General features: G+C 70.9%; 13 protein-coding genes. 4 read left to right on the top strand and 9 right to left on the bottom strand.

Features of this window, described 5'->3' with window-relative positions; all coding sequences use genetic code 11:
- Window positions 1–13 precede the first annotated feature (13 nt).
- Window positions 14–2524 (bottom strand): PA14 domain-containing protein, encoded by a 2511-nt coding sequence (locus tag ACIBO2_RS30530; protein WP_397301256.1) that lies wholly within the window; start codon window positions 2522–2524, stop codon window positions 14–16.
- Window positions 2525–2752: 228 nt separating this feature from the next.
- On the opposite strand from ACIBO2_RS30530, the gene ACIBO2_RS30525 reads away from it, so the two are divergent.
- Both ACIBO2_RS30525 and ACIBO2_RS30520 read left to right on the top strand, forming a co-directional pair.
- Window positions 2753–3553, top strand: coding sequence for a DeoR/GlpR family DNA-binding transcription regulator (locus tag ACIBO2_RS30525; protein ID WP_358542685.1), 801 nt, complete (start codon window positions 2753–2755; stop codon window positions 3551–3553).
- A 74-nt stretch (window positions 3554–3627) separates the two neighbouring features.
- Window positions 3628–5109, top strand: coding sequence for a sugar ABC transporter ATP-binding protein (locus ACIBO2_RS30520; protein ID WP_358542683.1), 1482 nt, complete (start codon window positions 3628–3630; stop codon window positions 5107–5109).
- Here ACIBO2_RS30520 and ACIBO2_RS30515 read toward each other — a convergent pair.
- Entirely contained in the window at window positions 5106–5279 is a 174-nt protein-coding gene (locus ACIBO2_RS30515; protein ID WP_358542680.1) for a hypothetical protein, read from the bottom strand. The two genes, ACIBO2_RS30520 and ACIBO2_RS30515, sit on opposite strands and share 4 nt — an antisense overlap.
- A gap of 41 nt (window positions 5280–5320) precedes the next feature.
- On the opposite strand from ACIBO2_RS30515, the gene ACIBO2_RS30510 reads away from it, so the two are divergent.
- A complete protein-coding gene (locus tag ACIBO2_RS30510) occupies window positions 5321–5722 on the top strand; it encodes a dTDP-4-dehydrorhamnose 3,5-epimerase family protein (protein WP_397301253.1) in 402 nt (133 codons plus the stop codon).
- A gap of 84 nt (window positions 5723–5806) precedes the next feature.
- Here ACIBO2_RS30510 and ACIBO2_RS30505 read toward each other — a convergent pair whose 3' ends face one another.
- From ACIBO2_RS30505 to fxsT, 6 genes are all read right to left on the bottom strand, one after another.
- Entirely contained in the window at window positions 5807–6817 is a 1011-nt protein-coding gene (locus tag ACIBO2_RS30505; RefSeq protein WP_358542675.1) for a hypothetical protein, read from the bottom strand.
- Between the two features lie 222 nt (window positions 6818–7039).
- Window positions 7040–8701, bottom strand: coding sequence for a protein kinase (locus ACIBO2_RS30500; protein WP_358542673.1), 1662 nt, complete (start codon window positions 8699–8701; stop codon window positions 7040–7042).
- Between the two features lie 174 nt (window positions 8702–8875).
- On the bottom strand, window positions 8876–9988 hold the full coding sequence (locus ACIBO2_RS30495; RefSeq protein WP_397301249.1) for an FAD-dependent oxidoreductase: 1113 nt from the start codon (window positions 9986–9988) through the stop codon (window positions 8876–8878).
- A gap of 241 nt (window positions 9989–10229) precedes the next feature.
- Entirely contained in the window at window positions 10230–11696 is a 1467-nt protein-coding gene (locus ACIBO2_RS30490) for a S8 family serine peptidase (RefSeq protein ID WP_397301246.1), read from the bottom strand.
- 27 nt (window positions 11697–11723) lie between these two features.
- Entirely contained in the window at window positions 11724–11984 is a 261-nt protein-coding gene (locus tag ACIBO2_RS30485) for a hypothetical protein (protein ID WP_358542665.1), read from the bottom strand.
- Between the two features lie 88 nt (window positions 11985–12072).
- Entirely contained in the window at window positions 12073–15114 is a 3042-nt protein-coding gene (gene fxsT, locus ACIBO2_RS30480) for an FxSxx-COOH system tetratricopeptide repeat protein (RefSeq protein ID WP_397301243.1), read from the bottom strand.
- Between the two features lie 85 nt (window positions 15115–15199).
- Between fxsT and ACIBO2_RS30475 the strand changes: the two genes are divergently transcribed.
- The gene (locus tag ACIBO2_RS30475) at window positions 15200–17236 is read left to right on the top strand and encodes an alpha-amylase family glycosyl hydrolase (RefSeq protein WP_397301240.1); all 2037 of its coding nucleotides are present in this window, start codon (window positions 15200–15202) and stop codon (window positions 17234–17236) included.
- Between the two features lie 7 nt (window positions 17237–17243).
- On the opposite strand, the gene ACIBO2_RS30470 is transcribed toward ACIBO2_RS30475, so the two are convergent.
- On the bottom strand, window positions 17244–19049 hold the full coding sequence (locus ACIBO2_RS30470) for a GMC oxidoreductase (RefSeq protein ID WP_358542659.1): 1806 nt from the start codon (window positions 19047–19049) through the stop codon (window positions 17244–17246).
- Between the last annotated feature and the right edge of the window lies 1 nt (window position 19050).

The raw sequence follows: 19050 nt of genomic DNA, 5'->3' as shown, positions 1-19050 counted from the left end.
GGGTTCCTTCCTATCAGGCGCAGGCCGGGCTGATCTGCCCGGTGAGCGCCCGGTTGGCGGCGCTGACCCGCTCCACGTCGGGCTTGGTGACGGCTCTGTCGTAGGTCATGAGGCCGTTGAGCTCGGTCTCGACGTCGGTGGTCTGGGTGTAGATGGCGGCGCTGAGCTGGTCGCAGGCGTGCAGCTTCTGGAGTTCCTGGATCATGCCGACGTAGCGGGTGGTGAGGGCCGCCGGGTCCGGCTCGACCGCGTAGCCCCAGCCGCCGCCCGACCAGGTGTGGCCGATGAGCGGGAGTCCCAGGCCGCCGTACTCGCCGATGACGACCGCGCGGGTGCCGGTGGGCTTTCCGGGGACGCCGGGGCCCGGGTAGATGTGGTAGTCCTTCACGTCGCCGTTGCCGCCGTCCTGGGCGCCGCAGCAGTTGATGCCGCTCATGTTGTCGACGAGGCGCGAGGGGTCCCAGCTCTTGACCAGGTCGGCGATGCGCGCCTGGTCGTACTGGCCCCAGCCCTCGTTGAAGGGCACCCACATGACGATCGACGGGACGCTGCGGTGCTGGTCGACCATCTCCCGCAGCTCGGCCTCGAACTGGGGCTTGTCGCTGGTCCTGAACATGGCGGGCATGTCCTGCCAGACGAGCAGGCCCAGCTTGTCGGCGTGGTAGTACCAGCGGTCGGATTCGACCTTGGTGTGCTTGCGTACGGTGTTGAAGCCGAGCTTCTTGGTCTGCGTGAGATCGTACTTGAGCGCCTCGTCGGTGGGGGCGGTGTAGATTCCGTCTGGCCAGAAGCCCTGGTCGAGGGGGCCGAGCTGGAAGACGGGCTGGCCGTTGAGCAGCATGCGGTTGTTCTTCAGCTCGATGGAGCGCATCCCGAAATAAGACGAAATATCGTCCTTCTTGGTGCGGACCTTCAGGTCGTACAGGAAGGGCTTGTCCGGCGACCACAGCTTGGGGTTCGGGACCGGCAGCCTGAGCTCGGTGCCGACGGGGCCGGTCACGGTGCCCACGACGCGGTGGCCGTCCTTGGCGACCACGGTGGCCGTGCCCGCCGCGCCCTGGACGGTCACGCGCAGCGCCTGGCCCGCGACGTCGGGGACGGTGTCGACCCGCTCGATGTGGTCCTTGGCGACGGGCTCCATCCAGACCGTCTGCCAGATGCCGGAGACGGCGGTGTACCAGATGCCGCTCGGGTCGAGCCGCTGCTTGCCGATCGGCTGCGCGCCGGAGTCGGTCGGGTCGGCGACGCCGACGACGAGCTCCTGCCGGCCGCCGCGCTTGAGCGCGTCGGTGACGTCCACGGTGATGCGGTCGTAGCCGCCCTTGTGCGTGCCGACCTGCTTGCCGTTGACGTAGATCGTGGCGTCCCAGTCGACCGCGTCCAGGTGCAGGAGCAGTCGGTCACCGCTCCACGAGCGCGGCACCTCGAACGTCCTGCGGTACCACATGCGGTCCTCGTGGCGGCCGATGCCCGACAGCTGCGACTCCACCGGGTACGGCACGACGATGCGCTCGGCCAGGTCGCGGCCCGTCGGGGCGGCCTCGCCCTGCTTGGCGGCGGCGAACTGCCAGACGCCGTTGAGGCTGCGCCACCTGTCCCTGACCAGCTGAGGGCGAGGGTACTCGGGCAGCGGGTTCTTTCGGTCGACGTCCTTGGACCAGCGGGTGCTGAGGATGTATGTGGAGTCGTTGAGGACGTACGCGTACGGGAAGGCCGCCACCGGCGTGCCGTCGGCGTAGCTCAGACCGGTGCCGTCGTAGGTGGCGCGGAGTGTGTTGCCCGCCTTTGCCGGAACCGGATATTGCAGCTTAAGCACCACCGTGTCCCGATTTTTCAGGGCTGTGGAGGCTATAGGCCATTTGGTGCCTGCGACCGTCAGCGCCAGGTGGTCGGTCAGGGTGGTCGGCAGCGAGCTCAGGGGCTTGGCGAACGTCAGCGTGGCCAGATCACCGGAGGCGCCGACCGACGCGGCCGCCGGTCCGGGCGGGTCGAACCCGTCCGGCAGCGTGAACGCCGTCGCCGGGACCGCGGCCTTCGGCTGGCTGGGGCTCTGCCAGCGCAGGTGCAGGTTCGCCCCGCCGAAGTGCTCGAAGTACTCGACCTTGACGTCGTAGTCCTTGCCGGCCTCCAGCACGATGGGGATGCCCACCTGCTCCCTGTCCCAGTCGTCCACCCAGTGGTCGATGACGGCCTTGCCGTCCACCCAGAGCCGGAAGCCGTTGTCACCGATGATCGAGAAGGTGTATGTCTCGGAGTACGCGGGCCGGATCTTGCCGGTCCACCGGACGGTGACGTCGTCCTCCCGGCCGGCCAGCAGCTTGAACACGGGGTTGAGATCGCCCTGTTCGAGGCTCGGATCCACGACGCTGGCCTTGAGCTCGCCGAAGTCGAACGCGCCGGGCGCCGAGGCGAGGTAGTAGTCGCCGCGCAGCCCGTGCCGTTCGGCCGCGGCGCCCGCGGGGGTGGGAACCTGCCATAACACGGCCAGCAGCACGGCGATCATAGCCGCGAGTGACTTTCGCACGGAGTGTCCTTTCACGCTGGGGGGCGGAGGGAGCAAGCGGAGGACCGCGGGATGACGACCGGACAGACAAGACGCATGGCATGTCCTTCGATCAGGATCGGACAGGTTATGACCCTGCCTGGCTCCCAAATAAGCACCGATGGACCGAGCCGGTCAAGATTTCCGATCAAATTCGTTCTCATATGATCAGAGGTGAGCCGGAGTTGAGCATTCGACTATGATCGGGACGTGAGCGACACGCAGAGCGACGGCCGACGGCCGGTGTTCGCCGCAGAACGCCGGCAGCGCATCCTCGAATTGGTGCGCGCCAACGGCGCCGTGTCCTTGCGCGAACTCGCCCAGTCCGTGCACTCCTCCGAGGTGACCGTCCGCCGCGACCTGCGCGCGCTGGAGTCGGAGGGCCTGCTCAACCGCCACCACGGCGGTGCCACCCTGCCCGGCGAGCTGTCGCGGGAGGCGGGCTACGCGCACAAGGTCTCGCTGGAGTCCGCCGAGAAGGGCGCGATCGCCGACCTCGCCTCGGCGCTGGTCGAGGACGGCGACGCCATCGTGATCGGCCCTGGCACCACCACGCAGGAGTTCGCCCGCCGCCTGACCAGGCACGCCGAGCTCGCCGTGGTGACCAACTCCCTGCTCGTCGCCCAGGTTCTGGCCGGTTCGCCGCGGATCGAGGTGATGCTGACCGGCGGCACGCTGCGCGGCTCGATCCTGGCCCTGGTGGGCAGTGCGGCCGAGCACTCGCTGTCCGGACTGCGGGTGCGCCGGGCGTTCATCTCCGGCAACGGGCTCACCGCCGAGCGCGGCCTGTCCACGCCCAACATGCAGGTGGCGGGCGTCGACCGGGCGCTGGCCGCGGCGGCCGAGGAGGTCGTGGTGCTGGCCGACCACACCAAGATCGGCGTCGACACGATGGTGCAGACCGTCGCCGCCGAGCAGATCGACCACCTGGTCACCGATGAGGGCGCCCCCGGCGACGTGCTCGACGAGCTGAGCGGCAGGGGCGTCAGGCTGCACGTCGCCCGGATCTGATCGAATGTGACACTTCTGTTACTGGATTGTTTCCTACCGCGACCACGATCGAGGCGGAGGCAACCGTGCTACAGGTGGCTGGAGTTCTCAAGACGTTCCAGGGCGTGACCGCGCTCGACCACGTCACGCTCTCCGTGCGCCCCGGCGAGGTGCACGCGCTGATCGGCGGTAACGGCGCCGGCAAGTCCACCCTGGTCAAGGTGCTCTCCGGCGTGTGCCAGCCGGACGCGGGCCAGCTGCGCTACCTGGGCGAGCCCGTCAGGTTCGGCAGCCCGGCCGAGGCCAGGCGGGCCGGCATCGCCACCATCCACCAGGAGACGAACCTCGTCCCGACCATGAGCATCGCCCGCAACCTGCTGCTCGGCCGGGAGCCGCGCGGCCGCCTCGGGCTGATCGACTTCACGGCCACCAACGCCAGTGCCGAGCGGATCCTGGCCGAGTACGGCCTGCGCACCGACGTCCGTAGGCCCCTGGGCACGCTGGGCGAGGGGGCCAGGCAGCTCGTGGCCCTGGCCAGAGCGGCCACCGCGGACGCCCGGCTGGTCATCATGGACGAGCCCACCTCGGCACTCGAACACGCCGAGCTGGAGACGCTGTTCGGCGCGGTGGCCCGGCTGCGCGACGAGGGCCGCTCGGTCGTCTACGTCACCCATCGGCTGGAGGAGCTGTACGAGGTCTGCGACCGCGTCACCGTGCTGCGTGACGGCCGCGTCGTACACACCGGCCCGCTGGCCGGATTGGATCGCCTCCGGCTGGTGTCGCTCATGCTCGGCAGGCCGTTCCACCCCGTCCAGGAGCCGTACTCCGCTGCCCAGCCCGACGAACCAGGCGACGACCCCGTCCTGGAGGCGAAGGGGCTCACCCGCCACCACGTGCTGGACGGCGTGTCGCTGGCGGTGCGCGCGGGCGAGGTCGTCGGCCTCGGCGGCCTGCTCGGCGCCGGACGCAGCGAGACCGCCAGGGCGATCGCGGGTGTCATGCCGGTGGACGCGGGCCAGGTGACCGTGGCCGGGGCGGCGGCCCGCAAGTGGTCGATCAGGAGCGCCATCCGCGCCGGCGTCGGCCTCGTGCCCGAGAACAGGAAGACCGAGGGCATCATCCCGACCCTCTCGGTGCGCGACAACATCGCCCTGGCCGCGCTCCCCCGGCTGTCCCGCGCCGGAATCGTCTCCGACGCGCAGATCGACGGCATCGTGGCGACCTTCATGAAGCGGCTCGGCATCAAGGCCGTCTCACCCCGGCAGCCCGCGGGCGAGCTGTCGGGCGGCAACCAGCAGAAGGTGCTGCTGGCCCGCTGGCTGGCCATGCACCCCAAGGTGCTGCTGCTCGACGAGCCGACCCGCGGCGTCGACGTGGCCACCAAGCTGGAGATGCAGGCGCTGCTCGACGAGCTGGCCGTCGACGGGCTGGCCATCCTGCTGATCTCCTCGGACGTGGCCGAGCTGGCGGGCAACTGCGACAGCGTGGTGGTCCTGCGCGACGGCGCGATCAGCGAGCAGCTCAACGGCGCCGAGGTGACCGAGGATCGGCTGCTCGCGGCCCTGGCGAAGGCTTAGCTCCCCGCCAGGCGCTCAGGCTTGGTGGCCACGATGATCGCGTACCCCATCTCCGGCGTTTCGATGAGCCGGGCCACGAACGACGGTGGCTTGATCACGCCGTCGTACTCTGGGAACTCCTCACGCAGTCCGGCGATTCTCTCGACGATGCGATGCAGTGTCGGAGACATCGTGTGTTCGGAGATGTCGATGATCTCTCTCAGCGCGAGTCTTGAATTGCTGCGCGCACGGGGCCATGCTCTGCGTCGTACTCGACACCAGGATCGGCTTGCCTACCTACGGCGAGCACATCGCGGTCGAACTGACCGCCGAGAGCAGGAAGGCCCTTTACGTCGCGGAGGGGCTCGCCGCCGGATTCCTCGCGCTGACGAAGGAGGTGACCGTCTCGTATCTCTGCTCCAGCCTCTATTCGCCGAGCACGACCGTGTCCATCAACCCGCTGGACCCGGAGCTGAACGTGCCCTGGCCGCGGGAGCACGAATTCATTCTCTCCGACATGGACAGGACCGCTCCTTCCCTGCGCGAAGCCGAGGAGCGCGGGCTGCTTCCGCTCTATCGCGATTGCCAGGCCCGATACGCGGAACTCGACGCGACGGCCGATGCTTGTCCATGATTCTCGGCATCCGAACCGCCCTCAGCGAACGCGCCGTTCACGCGCCCCTCGTGCGGGAGTCCGGTCCGGAGAGCGGGAGCACACTCAGTACACCGAAATGTGCGGGTGGTCGTAGTGGTTGGCCGTGGTGCCGCCGCGGTCTGACATCGTGCGCCAGGCACCGGTCCTGGCGTGCCAGATCCGCTGGCGGTAGATGATGTACATGATGCCCAGCCGCTTGGAGTTCTTGATCGCCCAGGCGGCGATCTCGTTGCCGCGCGCCACCTCCGCGGCCGTCGGCATCGAGCCGCCGCGACTCAGCATGAAGTCGCACGCCCTCCCGAGCGGGTGCTCGCCGCCGTCCTGGATCGCCCGGTAGCAACCGATTCCATTGGGTACGGCGAAGCGCTCCTTCACGAGGGTCTTGACCAGGCGCATCCGGGGAGTGATGTTGTCGGAGCCCCCGGGAAGCTGCGGGACCCAGGTGCCGTCCGACCGCCGGACGCCGGGCGCCTGGTAGAGCTTGTCGATCTTGTCCTTGATCTTCTTGATCAGCTGCTCGGCCTTGTCCTTGCGTTTGCCGAGGTCCGCGACCTGGTCGCCGAGCTCCTTGGCGCGGGCGGCCGCCTCCCCTTCAGCCTGCTTGCGGTCGTCCCTGACCTTGGCGAAGCCGGCCAGCCTGGCGCTCTGCTGGTCGACCAGGTGGTTGGAGAGCGCGAGGCGGCTCATGAGCGCGGAGGGGTCCTCGTTCGCCGAGAGCATGGTGGCGGGGCTCGGGGGGCCGCCGTTGGTGTACTGGGCGACGGCCATCAGCCTGAGCTCGGCCGACTCTCGGTCATAGACCTCCTGGGCGGCGGCCAGCTTGTCCTGGGCGGCCTTCTCCGCCTTCTCGGCCTTCTGGTGGGCGATGCGGCCGTTGTAGTACTCGGTGATCAGCTTGTCCGACTGCTTCCCCAGGGCGGCCAGCTCCTTCTTGAGCTGCTTGATCGTCGGCTTGGGGGCCGCGTGCACGGGCGTGGCCAGGCTCACTAACAGGAACACCGCCGTGATCATCGCGGTGAGCGCGTTGGTGAGGATCGGACGGCGCCGCCGGTCGGCGGGGCATGCAACCGCCACACTTCTCCTTCGCCCGAACTGCGGGGCCCAGAAGTACGCCCCCTATCCGAGGCTAGATAGTAGGGGATCACCTGTATCGGTCGGCAAATCAGCAAATTTTGGTATGGGCGAAATGTCGGGCGGTGGGGCGGCAAGCGGGCGCTTGGGCGGGCTCGCGCGGTACAGCGGTCTCCGTAGTACAGCGGTCTCCGCGAACGCCTCGCTGCCGGCGGGCGGCGCGGATCACGGCTTGTCGATGTCCGGCGGAGGACAGGACGACGTGTGCGAGGACCGCGCCCGCCTGGCTCTGCGGACGGCCCAGTGGCGGCCGAGCAGCGCGGAACCGGGGACCAGCACGGAGCCGAGCAGGCCGCTCCCGAGCCCGAGACCGAGGTCGACGTCGAGCAGGCCGTCCTTGCCCTTGAGCACGGGTACGTCGATCGACACCTTGACCGAAACCGAGACCAGCGGCCCGGCGGCCTTGGTCGGAGCGGGGGCCTGGGTGTCCGGGGGGCTGGTGGTGGCCGGGCGGGCGGAGGGCTTGGGCTCGCTGGTGGCGGGCTTCGTCGGCGACGCCTGCTTGGTGGGCGGCTGGGTGGTCGGTTTGGAAGTGGCGGGTGCGGAGGTGGCTGGGCGCGTAGTCCGCGTCGGCTCCGGCCTGCGGGTGGGCTCCTGCGAGCGGGTACGGGTGGGCTCCTGCGAATGGGTGCCGGTGGGCTCGGTGGGCTCGGTCTGGTCCCCGGTGACCACCGGGTCCGCGGCGTCGGTGGTGGGCGGGGGGCTGGCGAGGTCGCTGGGCACCGGGGTGCGGATGGACGGCTCCGCGGTACCGGATGGCGTGGGGATCAGGGCCGACTCGGCGGGCGCGCTGACCGGCGGGAGCCCGGCGAGGCGCTCCGCCGGCGCGTCGTTCCAGATCACGAACGCCGACGCCACCGCGGCGGCGGTCGCGACCACCAGGCCGCCCGTCACCGCGAACTTGGTCACCGGCGCGAGCGCGCTGCTGAACAGGCTCGTGCCGCCGTTCCCCGACGTGGGCAGCGGCCGCGACAGAGGTAGCAAAGAGGTCAGCGGGACGGTCAGCAGGCCGAGCCCTGCGCGGCCGCGTACCTCCCAGCCGGTGCCGTAGGCGGAGTCGGCGACCTCCTCCAGCTCCGCCAGGAACGCCTCGGCCGACTCCGGCCGTTCGGCGGGGTCCTTGGCCAGGCCGTGCCCGACCAGCGCCCGCATCGGCTCCTCGATGTCGGCCAGCGGGGGTTCGGCGTGCTGGTGCTGGTAGGCGAGGGCGGCGAAATTGTCCGCGATGAACGGCCGGTGCCCGGACAGGCACTCGAAGAACACCACGGCCGCCGCGTACACGTCCGACGCCGACCCCGCCGGGGCGTCCGCCCACTGCTCGGGGGCCATGTAGGAGGGGGTTCCGGCGAGTGGGGCGTTCTCGCCGGTGTGGGCGGCGACGCCGAAGTCGACGAGCTTGCTCTGGCCGTCCTGGGAGACGATCACGTTCTCGGGCTTGAAGTCACGGTGTACGACGCCGTGCCGGTGCGCCTCGGCCAGCCCGAGCAGGGCGCCCTTCAGTACGGCCAGCGCCGCCTCGGGGCCGGTGGCGCCCGCGTGCTGCAACAGGCGGCGCAAGGTGATGCCGTCCACCAGCTCCATCACGATGCAGGCGTCGTCGTGGCCTTCGACGTAGTCGAGCAGGCGGGCCGTGTGCGGGCTGTCGAGCTCGCGGATCAGCCCGGCCTCGGCGCGGAAGCGTTCGACGAACAGCTCGTCGTCGCGTAATCGCGCGGCGAGGTGCTTGATCGCCACAGGCGTCCCGTCGGACGTGCGTAACGCGAGCATCACCCGTCCGGTCCCGCCGTGTCCGAGTTCCCGAATTTCGGTGTAGCCGGGAACATCCATCGGGGGGACCTCCAGAGACGGATAAAGATCCTTTCACCCGACGCTATCCCGTGGTAACACCCCGTGTCGAGAGTGCTACCGGCCTCTGCCTCAATCGGTATTTTTACTACTTCTCATAGTAGGTCAGGCAGCTGGAATGGAGGGGCGCGGCGAGGAGGCGGGGACGTCAATAGGTCAGGCGGCCGGAACGGAGGGGGTCTGGGCGAGGAGGCGGCGGATGTTCCGGGCGGCGGTGCGGCCTGCACGGTTGGCGCCGATCGTGCTCGCCGAAGGGCCGTAGCCGACGAGTTGCAGGCGCGGCTCGGCGATCACCTCGGTGCCGTCCACCCTGATCCCGCCCCCTGGCTCGCGCAACCGCAGTGGGGCGAGGTGGTCGAGTGCCGAGCGGAAGCCGGTGGCCCAGATGATCGTGTCCGCTTCCACGTACCGTCCGTCATCCCAGCTCACCCCGTCGGCGCTGATGCGGCCGAACATCGGCAGCCGCTCCAGCGCCCCCTTGGCCAGCGCCTGCCGGACGACCGGCGTGTACCCGAGCCCGGTCACGGCGACCACGCTCTGCGGCGGCAGCCCGGCGCGTACCCGCGCCTCGACCAGGGCGACGGCGTCGCGGCGCGCGTCCTCGCCGAAGTCGTCCAGCGGGCGGAACACGGGCGGCCGGCGGGTGACCCAGAGCGTGCTCGCGGCGAGGCCGGCGATCTCGGAGAGCACGTGCGCGGCCGAGGTCCCACCGCCAACGACGACCACCCGCCGCCCGGCGAACTCCTCCGGCCCCCGGTACGCCGCGTAGTGCAGCTGACGGCCGCGGAAGGAACGCGCGCCCGGATAGTACGGCCAGTACGGGCGGGTCCAGGTGCCGGTGGCGTTGACCACGGCCCGCGCCGCCCACTCCCCCGCCCCGGAGGTGACGAGGAGCCGCCCGCCCTCCCCCGGCGCCACGGCCGTCACCTTGACCGGCCGTAGCACAGCGAACCCGAGCTCCCGCTCGTAGTCCGCGAAGTACTCGGAGACGACCACGGCGGCGGGCCGCCGCCCATCGGCCCCGGACAGATCAGCCCGACCAGCTCCGGGCGAGGCGGCCACCGGTGGATCGGAGCGCCGTGCACCGGGAAGGTCGAAGATGCCGTGCACTTTGTCCATGGTCAGCGACGGCGACCGGTGCCGCCATGCCCCGCCCGGCCCGTCGTCCGCGTCCAGCACCAGCGGCTCGAAGCCGAACCGGCGCAGGAAGTACGCGCCCGACAGCCCGGCCTGCCCGGCCCCGATCACCACGACGTCGATCTCGTCCACGTACGGATGCAACCGGCGAACCCCCGGCGCTCTTCCCGGAACGAGCGCAGCGTCCCGGGAAGAGCGATCGGGGCCGCGGCGGCCGCCCCCGCGTCACCACCGCGGCCCCCGCCGGTCGAACCCCGCCCCTCGGCAGGGCCGCCCAGCAGTCATTGGGCCCGCCATACCGTCAACCCATCAGACGGCAAGCCCGTCAGAGGGGCGTCCCGTCAGACCGTCGATCCATCAGAAGTCCGGCCCGTCAGACGGGCGGCGGGACGGTGTGCAGGCTGCGCGGCGTGACCGAGCGCGCCAGCCGGTACGCCGCCGCGGCGTCCACGAGCCCCGCCCCGGTCGCCCCGTCGAAGCCCTCCCCCGCGAGCTCCCCCGTCCCGCTCTTTCCGTCGACGACGTCCCGCGCCGAGGCCCTGAGCAGCGCCTTCACCAGGTCGGGCGACAACCCCGGCTGGACCTGCTTGAGCAGCGCGCACACCCCGGCGATCTGGGGCGCGGCGGCGCTGGTGCCGCTGATCACGCTCCAGCCGTCGTCGGGCGCGGTGCCGTCCTTGACCGGGTAGCCGGGACCGGCCAGCGAGGAGTCGATGACATCGCCGGGCTCGGTCGGCAGCATGATGTAGAGCGCCCTGGGCTGCCGTCCGACCAGCCCGCAGACGTCGGGCACGTGCCGGCCCGGATAGATGAGGCTGTCGAAGCTGCTCGCATAGTCGGACGCCTCCATCTTGAACTCCCCGTTGACCTGCGTCTCCTCCACGTACACGCCGCCCGCGGCGATGACGTCGGGCATCATCGCGGGGAAGGAGATGTGGCCGTTGCCCGCGGAGAAGCAGACCGTGATGCCGCGCACCCGTACGGCCTCCAGCACCGCTAACTCCAGCGGCCGCAGGAAGTTGGGCAGCCCGGTGAGCCCGTTGAGGTCGTAGCCCCAGCTGTTGGTCAGAACAGCGGGCGACAGGTCGGCGGCGGTCTTGAACGCGAGCGTGGCGTTGCCGCCCATCTTCACCCCGACGAAGTCCACGTCGCGCGCGCAGGCGAAGATGTTGGCCGCCTCGGCCGTGCCGTGGCCGTACTCGTCGTGGTCCACGCGGGCGGCGTCCGGCGCGAGGGTGGCGTTGTAGTTGTAGCCGTGATGCGGATAGAAGGGATGCTTGTAGAAGCCCGTGTCGACCATGGCCACGAACACCCCCCGGCCGGTCACCCCCCGCTCGTGCACGTGGCAGGCGCGCAGGAGGAGCCCGACATCGTCCGGCACGCGCAGGTGGTGATAAGAGACCCTGGGCGGCAGCGGCGAGCCGTAGAACTGCGGTGGCGCCTGCGGGTAGGCCCGTTCGACCAGCGGCTCCAGGTCGGCGGGCAGCGTGAACGGGACCCCGGACACATGCGAAAGATAGGAGACTTCATCACCCGGCTCGGCGGCCGGCGCGCCGCGCAGGGTGTGCGGCCTGACGGCCACGCGGGTGTTGAACGTCTCCTCCCACAGCCGGCGCGGGCCCTCCGCACTGATGGAGAACGTCCCGACGTGCCGGACGACGAACCCTCTGCGCTGCAGCGCGAGCGCGGTCTGCGCGGCCCGCTCCGGCGGCGGCATGAGGTCGTCCAGACCCGCCGCCTGTACGGCCGACGACTCGGCGAACATGGAGGCCCGGCCCGGCGGCCGCACCACTGCCTCGAAGTGGACGGTGGACTCGCGGCGTTCGATGATCGTGGTCATGCTTCCCCCTCGGGGCATGTCAGTGGGTCAGTGCAGGTCGGGAGGCCCGGCGAGATGGATCCCTGTGACAAGTCCCCGCAGTTCGCGAGGGATGGCGGGCTCAGGCAGGCCGAACGTCCGCTCCCAGACCTCTTCCGGTGCGCTCACGCTGATCGTCGGGCCGAGGTGCAGAACGCGCAGGCCGAGCCGGCTCAACACGGCCGCCGCCTGGTGCCGTCGTCCCGGCACCGGCTCCACCTCGGCGGAGATGACCCGGTGCTCCGGGGACGCGTCCGTGAAATCCGGCATGTCCCCAGAGTCGGGTCCGTGAGCGAATCCGGCCTCAGGTGACGGCTGAGGGCTAACCCTCAATGCTGAAAGCTGACAACGCTGAAGGCTAACCCTGAATGGGGCTCCTGCCACGGGCCAGAATTCGCTCGGCCCTCGCCCGGCAGGCGTCGGCCGACTCCTGCTCTACCAGCACCTCGTACGCCTGCGCGAGGTCGAGCAGGGTGCCCGCGACGTCGGGATGGCCACTCCCCAGCACGCGCTCGGTGCCCGTGAGCGCGCTGCGCAGCAGGTCCCGCGCTTCGGCGGCCCGGCCGTCGGCCAGCATGGCCTGGCCCAGCCGGCGGACGCCGAGGTGGACGTGGGCGTGGTCGTCGCCGTAGGCGTTTCTGAACACCTGGATCGCCCGCTCCTGGTGGTCCCTGGCCAGCTTCGGCTCGCCGGTGTCCAGGTAGACCAGGCCGAGGTTGGTCAGCGGCATGCCGACCTCGCCGTGGCCGGGGCCGTAGCAGAACTCCAGGATCGACAGCGCCCGCTCGTGGCTGACCCTGGCCTCCTCGAAGTGGCCCGACAGGCGCAGCGCGTACCCGAGCTTGTCGAGCGTGTGGGCGACCTCGGGGTGCTCGTCGCCGTACACGGCGGTGAGCATGGACGCGGCCTGCTCCTGCAACTTGACGGCCCGTTGCGGGCGGCCGGTGTCCTGGACTATCAGCCCCAGCCCGGACAGGGTGTGCGCGACGTCCGGGTGGTCGGGGCCGAGGATCGTCCGGGCGGTGGCCAGCGCCTTGGTCAGCCATTCCTGGCCGGCGCGCAGGTCGCCGGCCGTCCACGCGGCGAAGCCCAGCTCCCGGCTGACGCGGGCGATCTCCCTGCGGTCCGGCTCCTGCCGGGCGGTCAGGATGGCCAGGGCGCGTTCGAGGGTACGCCTGGCCTCGGGCAGGCGGCGCTGGCAGACCAGCACGTTGCCGAGCCGTCGCAGGACCCGGGCCACGGCCGGGTCGTCGCCGCCCAGGGCGCGTTCGGCCAGCACCAGCGCCTGTTCCTGGGCGGCGCGGGCGCCGTTGACGTCGCCGGTGAGCTCCAGCAGGTTGCCGTGGTCGGACAGCACGGCCGCCAGGTCGGCGTCGGCGCCCGGCTGGCGCCTGACGAGCCGCAGCGCCAGCTCGAACAGCTCCTGCGCCCGCTCGAACGCCGCCCGTACCGTGAGGTAGTGGCCGGAGCCGCAGAGCATGCGCGGCAGACCGGACACGGCGATGTCCGCGCTGTCGGCCTCCTGGCCGAGGTGGATGACGTCGGGGATGACGCTGTCCCAAGTGCGCCAGGTGGTGGGGTTCTCGGCGTCGGCGGGCACGATCGAGCTCAGGATTTTGACGGCGCAGGTCACCCAGGTACGCCGTTCCTCGTCGGGCAGCCTGGCCCAGACCGCCGCCTTGACGAGCGGATGCATGCGCAGCCGTCCCCTGTCGCGCTCGACGAGCGAGTGGCGCAGCAGGTGGGCGATGGCGTCCTGCAGGGCCAGCTCGTCCTCGACCGCGTCCCTGAGAGCGGGCGGCAGGACCCCGGGCATGGAGTCCAGCAGGTCGAGCGAGACGCCGCCGGGGCCCAGCGTCGCGCACAGGTGCAGCAGCTCGATGGCGACCGGCGAGGCCTGCGCGACCCGCTCGAAGGCAAGCTGCCAGACCGTGGCGAACGCCTTGTCGCGGGTGAGCAACTGGTCCGCCCGGCGGCGGAACAAGTCGCCGTACTCATCCAGCTTCATGCCGGTCTGCTCGCTGTAGGCGGCGGCCTGCTCCAGCGCGAAGGGCAGGTCACCGAGCTGCTCGGCCAGCGTCCAGGCACCGCTGGTCCTGGCCACGCGGGTGGACAGGAAATCGACTGACTCGGCCCGGGAGAAGGAGCCCACGCGCACGCCCACGGCCAGCTGGCCCCAGGCGGGGTTGCGCGAGGTCACGATGACGTGCCCGGCCCGCAGGGACGACAGGAACGCCTCGATCAGCGTGCCGTCCTCGACGTCGTCGAGGATGAGCAGCCAGCGGTCCATCCCGGCCAGGCGCTCGGCCAGCGCGGCCAGGATCTCGCCGCGATCGGCCTGCTGACGTACGCCCAGGCGCAGCGCGAGCTCCGCCAGCACGCTCCAGAAGGCCACGGGCTCGGCGGCCTGCGCCTCCCAGACCACGTCGTAGTCGGCGGCGTGCCGGTGCGCGTACTCCAGGGCGATCTGCGTCTTGCCGGTGCCGCCGAGCCCGTGCAGCGCCACCACCCGGGGCGGCGGGCGCGTCGTCGGCTCGGTCAGCGCGCCCTCGATCTCGGCCAGGATCGTCTGGCGGCCGGAGAACACGTGGTTGCGCGAGGGCAGGTTGATGATCCGCCGCGGCGGGGCGTCCTGGCGCGGCGGCGGGGCGGGGCTGCCGTCGAGTCCCGGATCGTGCAGCAGGATCGCCTGGTGGGTGGCCTGCAGCGCCGGGGCGGGGTCCACGCCGAGCTCCTCGGCCAGGATCCGGCGGACCCGGTCGTAGACGTTCAGCGCGTCGCCCTGCCGCCCGCACCGGTAGAGCGAGCGCATGAGCTGGGCGACGGAGCGCTCGCGCAGCGGATGCTCACTGACGCGCTGCTCCAGCCGCGGCAGCGCCTCGGCGTGCCGTCCCAGGGCCAGCTCGGCGTCGGTCCTGCCCTCCTCGGCGCTGAAGCGTAACTCCTCGAGCCTGATGGCGTCGCACTGCGCCCACGGCTCGGTGGCGAACTCCGTCAGCGCCGGACCGCGCCACAACTCCAGCGCCTGGCTGTACAGCGCCACGGCCCCCGCCCAGTCCTGCTGGGCCAGCGCGCGGGCGCCCTGCTCGACCAGCCGCTCGAAGCGGAAGGCGTCCACCTTCTCCGGTTCGACGACGACGCGGTAGCCGGAGCCGTAGGACTGCAGGATGTCGGCGCCGTTGAGCGCCTTGCGCAGCCGTGACACGTGCGCGTGCAGCGCGCTGAGGGCGCTCTTGGGCGGTGTCCCGCTCCAAACGTACTCGATGAGCTGGTCAGAGCTGAGGACCTCACCCTGGTGGAGGAGCAGGACTGCGAGAATGGCCATCCGCTGCGGTCCGCCGAGCGCGACGGAGTCGCCCTCGATCAGGACGTCGAACGTGCCCAGAATCCGGATGTCCACGCCTCTCCTCTCCTCTTGCCTGCGACTGTAACCCGGTTCAGATTGGGCAGACAGGCAGGAATACACAGCCAAGGAGCCCGGCGCCATGGCGAACATCGACGAGATCATCGGCCAAGCCCCGCCCCGAAGCATTTGGGAGGCCGTCTGGCCCCAGCGTGAGAGCTACCACCCGTCGCCGTCCGACTGGCGGGACGAGGTCATCTATTTCCTGCTGCCCGACAGGTTCAGCGACGGCCGCGAGCACCAGCGCGAGCTCGTCGACCGGGCCCGGCCGGCGAACTCCCGCCCGGCCGGGTGGATGTGGAACCAGTGGGCGGCCTCCGGCCGGGACCGCTTCCAGGGCGGCACCCTGCGGGGGGTCATCTCCAAGCTCGGCTACCTGCGCGAGCTCGGCGTGACCGCGCTGTGGATCGCGCCCGTGTGGAAGCAGCGGCCCGTCACGACCGTGGACGGCGTCCCCGCGCCGGACGACCCCCACGGCTACTCCATCCAGCACTTCCTGGACGTCGACCGCAGATTCGGCACCCGCGAGGACCTGGTGGAGCTGGTCGGCAAGGCCCACGAGCACGGCATCCGCGTCATCCTCGACATCCTCATCAACCACAGCGGCGAGAACTGGGACTACGACCTCGGCACCCCGGGCTCCCCCCAGTACGTGGTCCGCCCGCCGTACGCGGGCCGGGACGGGAAGCTGCCGTTCGGCGCCTGGCGTGACGGCACCGGCGGGCGCCTGCCGCACGGCACCGCGCCCACCGAGCCCGACCACGGCGTGTGGCCGAACGAGCTGCACGACCCCGACGCCTACACCAGGGCCGGCGGCGACGGGCTCGGCTGGGGCCAGGGCGGCGACGACGAGCCGGACGCGCCCTACCGGCGGGCCGACTGGTTCAGCCGGGACCTCGACCAGTCCAAAGAGCTCCAGACGCTCATCCGGATCTGGACCTACTGGATGGCGCTCACCGACATCGACGGCGTGCGCATCGACACGCTCAAGCACGTGCCGCCGCGCGACGCCACGCTGTTCTGCGGGGCGCTCAGGGAGTTCGCCGACGGGCTGGGGAAGGCGAACTTCCTCATCGTGGGAGAGGTCGGCGGCGGCGACACGATCGAGGAGCGGTACCTGGACCTGATCGGGCGCAATCTGAGCGCCGTCCTGGAGACCGGCGAGACGCGGCGGCTCCTGCGCGATGTCGCGCTCGGCCGGGAGGACTTCCCCTTCCCCGACGCCGTCGAGGAGTTCTTCCGCAGGTTCGCCACGCAGGGGGTCTCTCATCGCTCTCTCGGTTCCGTCTACGTCTCGATGGTGGACGATCACGACGATCTGTCGATCGATCCCCAGCTCCGGTTCGGCGCGCTGACGCCACCGGGCCACAGTGAGCCCGATCCCCGCCAGGTCACGGTCGGGGTGGCGCTGTTGCTGTACTCGCTGGGCATCCCGTGCCTCTACTACGGCATCGAGCAGGGGCTGACGGGCCCGGAGGAGAGCGAGCGGGGGTGGCTCATGGGCGAGGGCTGGGGCCGCCGCGAGCTGTCGGGGGATCGGTATCTGCGGGAGGCCATGTTCGGGCCGGAGCATCCGCGCAAGGCGGGCGCCGCCGGGCGGCCCGTCGATGGCGAGTCGCCGACCGCGGCGCACCTGTTCGACATGGATATGGTCGGGTTCGGCCCGTACGGCACCACGGGCCACCACGTCTTCGACCAGGACAACGAGATCTACCAACGGATCAGGATGCTGCTGGCCGCGCGGGCGGCCCACCGGGCGCTGCGGGCCGGGCGGCAGTACCTGCGCAGGCTCGGCCGGGCCGACGGCGGCTACGCGCTCCCCCGGCCCGGCGACGTGCTGTGCTGGTCGCGCGTACTGGCCGGGACCGAGGTGGTCTGCGTGGTCAACCCGAGCCTGACCGAGACGCGCGGCGCCCTTGTCGAGATCGACGGCGCCCTGAACGCCCGCACGCAGGAGCTCACCGTGGTCGCCAACACGGCCGAGATCGGCGGGGTGACGAAGCACCCGCTCAGGTCGGCCGTGACCGTGCTGCCCGGCCCGGGTGCCTCGCGCCACATCGAGCTGCAGGATCTGCCTCCCGCGTCCGCGCTGGTCCTGACGAACCAGCCCGTCAACTAAATCCGGCTCAACCAGAAAGGTGGTCCGCCAACCGCATCGCCAAGGCCGTGAGCGTCAGCGAGGGGTTCGCGGCCGGCGATGTCGGGAAGACCGACAGGTCGCAGACGTAGAGGTTGTCGTGCCCCCACGCCTTCAGGTCGGGGTCGACCACGCCCATGCCGGGGTCCTCGCTCATCCGCAGCGTGCCGACCTCGTGACCGACCGCCCCGAGATCGGCGGCGAACGGCTCCGAGGCCGCCGGGTCGCCGCCCATGATGCGGATGATCCGGCCGCCGATCTCCCGCACCGCGGCGAGGTAACCGGGGATCTCGACCGGCTTCATCGTGATCACCGGCCGGCCGGTGTCCGGGTCCAACTCGACGGTGTTGCCGTCGAGCAGCGGCACCGAAGGGAAGAAGACGATCTCGCAGTCCATCCTGGAGACGTCCGCGTGCGCCGGGACGGCGTCCTCGTCCACCCGGTACTGGTTGAGCCCCACACCCATCTCCACCACCACGTTGAGCGGCATCGCGCCGACCGAGCCGCGCAGCAGGATCTTGACCGAGTCGTGCGCGGCGTACCCGGGCGCGTCGCTCGGCAGCGTGAACTTCCAGACGTACGTGGGGTGGTCGGTGATCCCCTTGCCGACCCACTCGTTGTCGACCCGCGCCCGGCGGGCCAGCACGGCGCTGCCCACGGTGCCGGCCGCCATGATCACCCGCCCGCCGTCGGCCACCCGGAACACCCGGTCCTTCCCGGCGATCAGGTCGCGGGCCCGCACGGCCGCCACCCTGGTCCGGCCGCCCGAGCGGTCCCACTCGAACCCGACGACCTCGTGGTTGAGGTTGACGTGCAGGCTCTTGTTCCAGCCGTCGCGCAGGCGGTCCTCCATCAGCAGCGCCGCCGTCGAGAAGATCCCTGAGGGGATGCCCAGCCGGTGCGCCACCGAGTTCTCGGCCGCCACCTGCACCTCGTGCTGGCGGAAGCGCTTCATCTGGGTGCGGAGCAACTCCTTGATCGTCCTGCGGTAGTCGCTGAGCGTCGGGCGCGTGCCGTGCATCAGATCGGTGGCCTCGTCGTACCACTCGGTGCGCAGTTCCTCGCGGACGCCGCGCGGCCACGACTCGAACTCCCGCCCGTCCATCTTCGGGATCAGCGCCCCCCAGAAGACCGACTTGCCGCCCAGGCAGAACGCCTCGGCGACCTGCATCCCGGACGAGCTCGTCCGGTAGCGCGCCGACCGGTACTGGTACCACAGGCCCCAGACGGTCCGGTCGGCCTCCGCGCTGGAGCTCTGCTGCCTGGGCATGTTGCCGACGTGGGTCGAGAACAGGTACCCGCCGGCCTCCAGCACGAGGATCTGCGGCATCCGCCCGCCCTTGGCCGCGGCCATCCTCGTCAGCTCATGGGCCAGCACGCCGCCGCCCATGCCGCTGCCGACCAGGATGTAGTCGTACACCACGGCCTCGTCCAGCATGGGGGCGAAGTGGCGGCGGGCCGGGAGCGGGTTGGTGACGATGATGTCGTCACGGGTCGGGAACAGCTCCGACTGGGTGCCGGTCATCGTCTCGATCCGCTCGCCCGCCGCGATGTCCGCGGGCCAGGCGGTACGGTTGCCGTCCAGCGCCTCCCACGCCCCGTCACAGTGGAACTTGAACTCCACGGCCGTCCCGGCGGGCGGCCTGTCGAGCTCCACCCGCCACTCGTCCGCACCCTCCACGTAGCGGCAGGGCACGCGGGCCCGCCAGCCGTCGAGGCTGCTGAACACCCCCAGCCTCGCGTCGGGACGGATCGCCCCGCCTCTCAGCACGATCGTGAACGTCTCCCCAGCCATG

Origin of the sequence: Nonomuraea sp. NPDC050022, from assembly GCF_044460705.1 — a bacterium.
Lineage (GTDB): Bacteria > Actinomycetota > Actinomycetes > Streptosporangiales > Streptosporangiaceae > Nonomuraea.
The sequence above is the reverse complement of the archived record's forward strand: the minus strand, read 5'-3'. Positions and strand labels throughout refer to the sequence as shown.

Excerpts from the sequence above, each read along its gene's own strand:
- ACIBO2_RS30515 (WP_358542680.1), bottom strand. The coding sequence starts at position 5,279 with ATGTCTCCGACACTGCATCGCATCGTCGAGAGAATCGCCGGACTGCGT.
- ACIBO2_RS30500 (WP_358542673.1), bottom strand. The coding sequence starts at position 8,701 with ATGGATGTTCCCGGCTACACCGAAATTCGGGAACTCGGACACGGCGGG.
- ACIBO2_RS30490 (WP_397301246.1), bottom strand. The coding sequence starts at position 11,696 with ATGACCACGATCATCGAACGCCGCGAGTCCACCGTCCACTTCGAGGCA.
- ACIBO2_RS30485 (WP_358542665.1), bottom strand. The coding sequence starts at position 11,984 with ATGCCGGATTTCACGGACGCGTCCCCGGAGCACCGGGTCATCTCCGCC.
- ACIBO2_RS30475 (WP_397301240.1), top strand. The coding sequence starts at position 15,200 with ATGGCGAACATCGACGAGATCATCGGCCAAGCCCCGCCCCGAAGCATT.
- ACIBO2_RS30470 (WP_358542659.1), bottom strand. The coding sequence starts at position 19,049 with ATGGCTGGGGAGACGTTCACGATCGTGCTGAGAGGCGGGGCGATCCGT.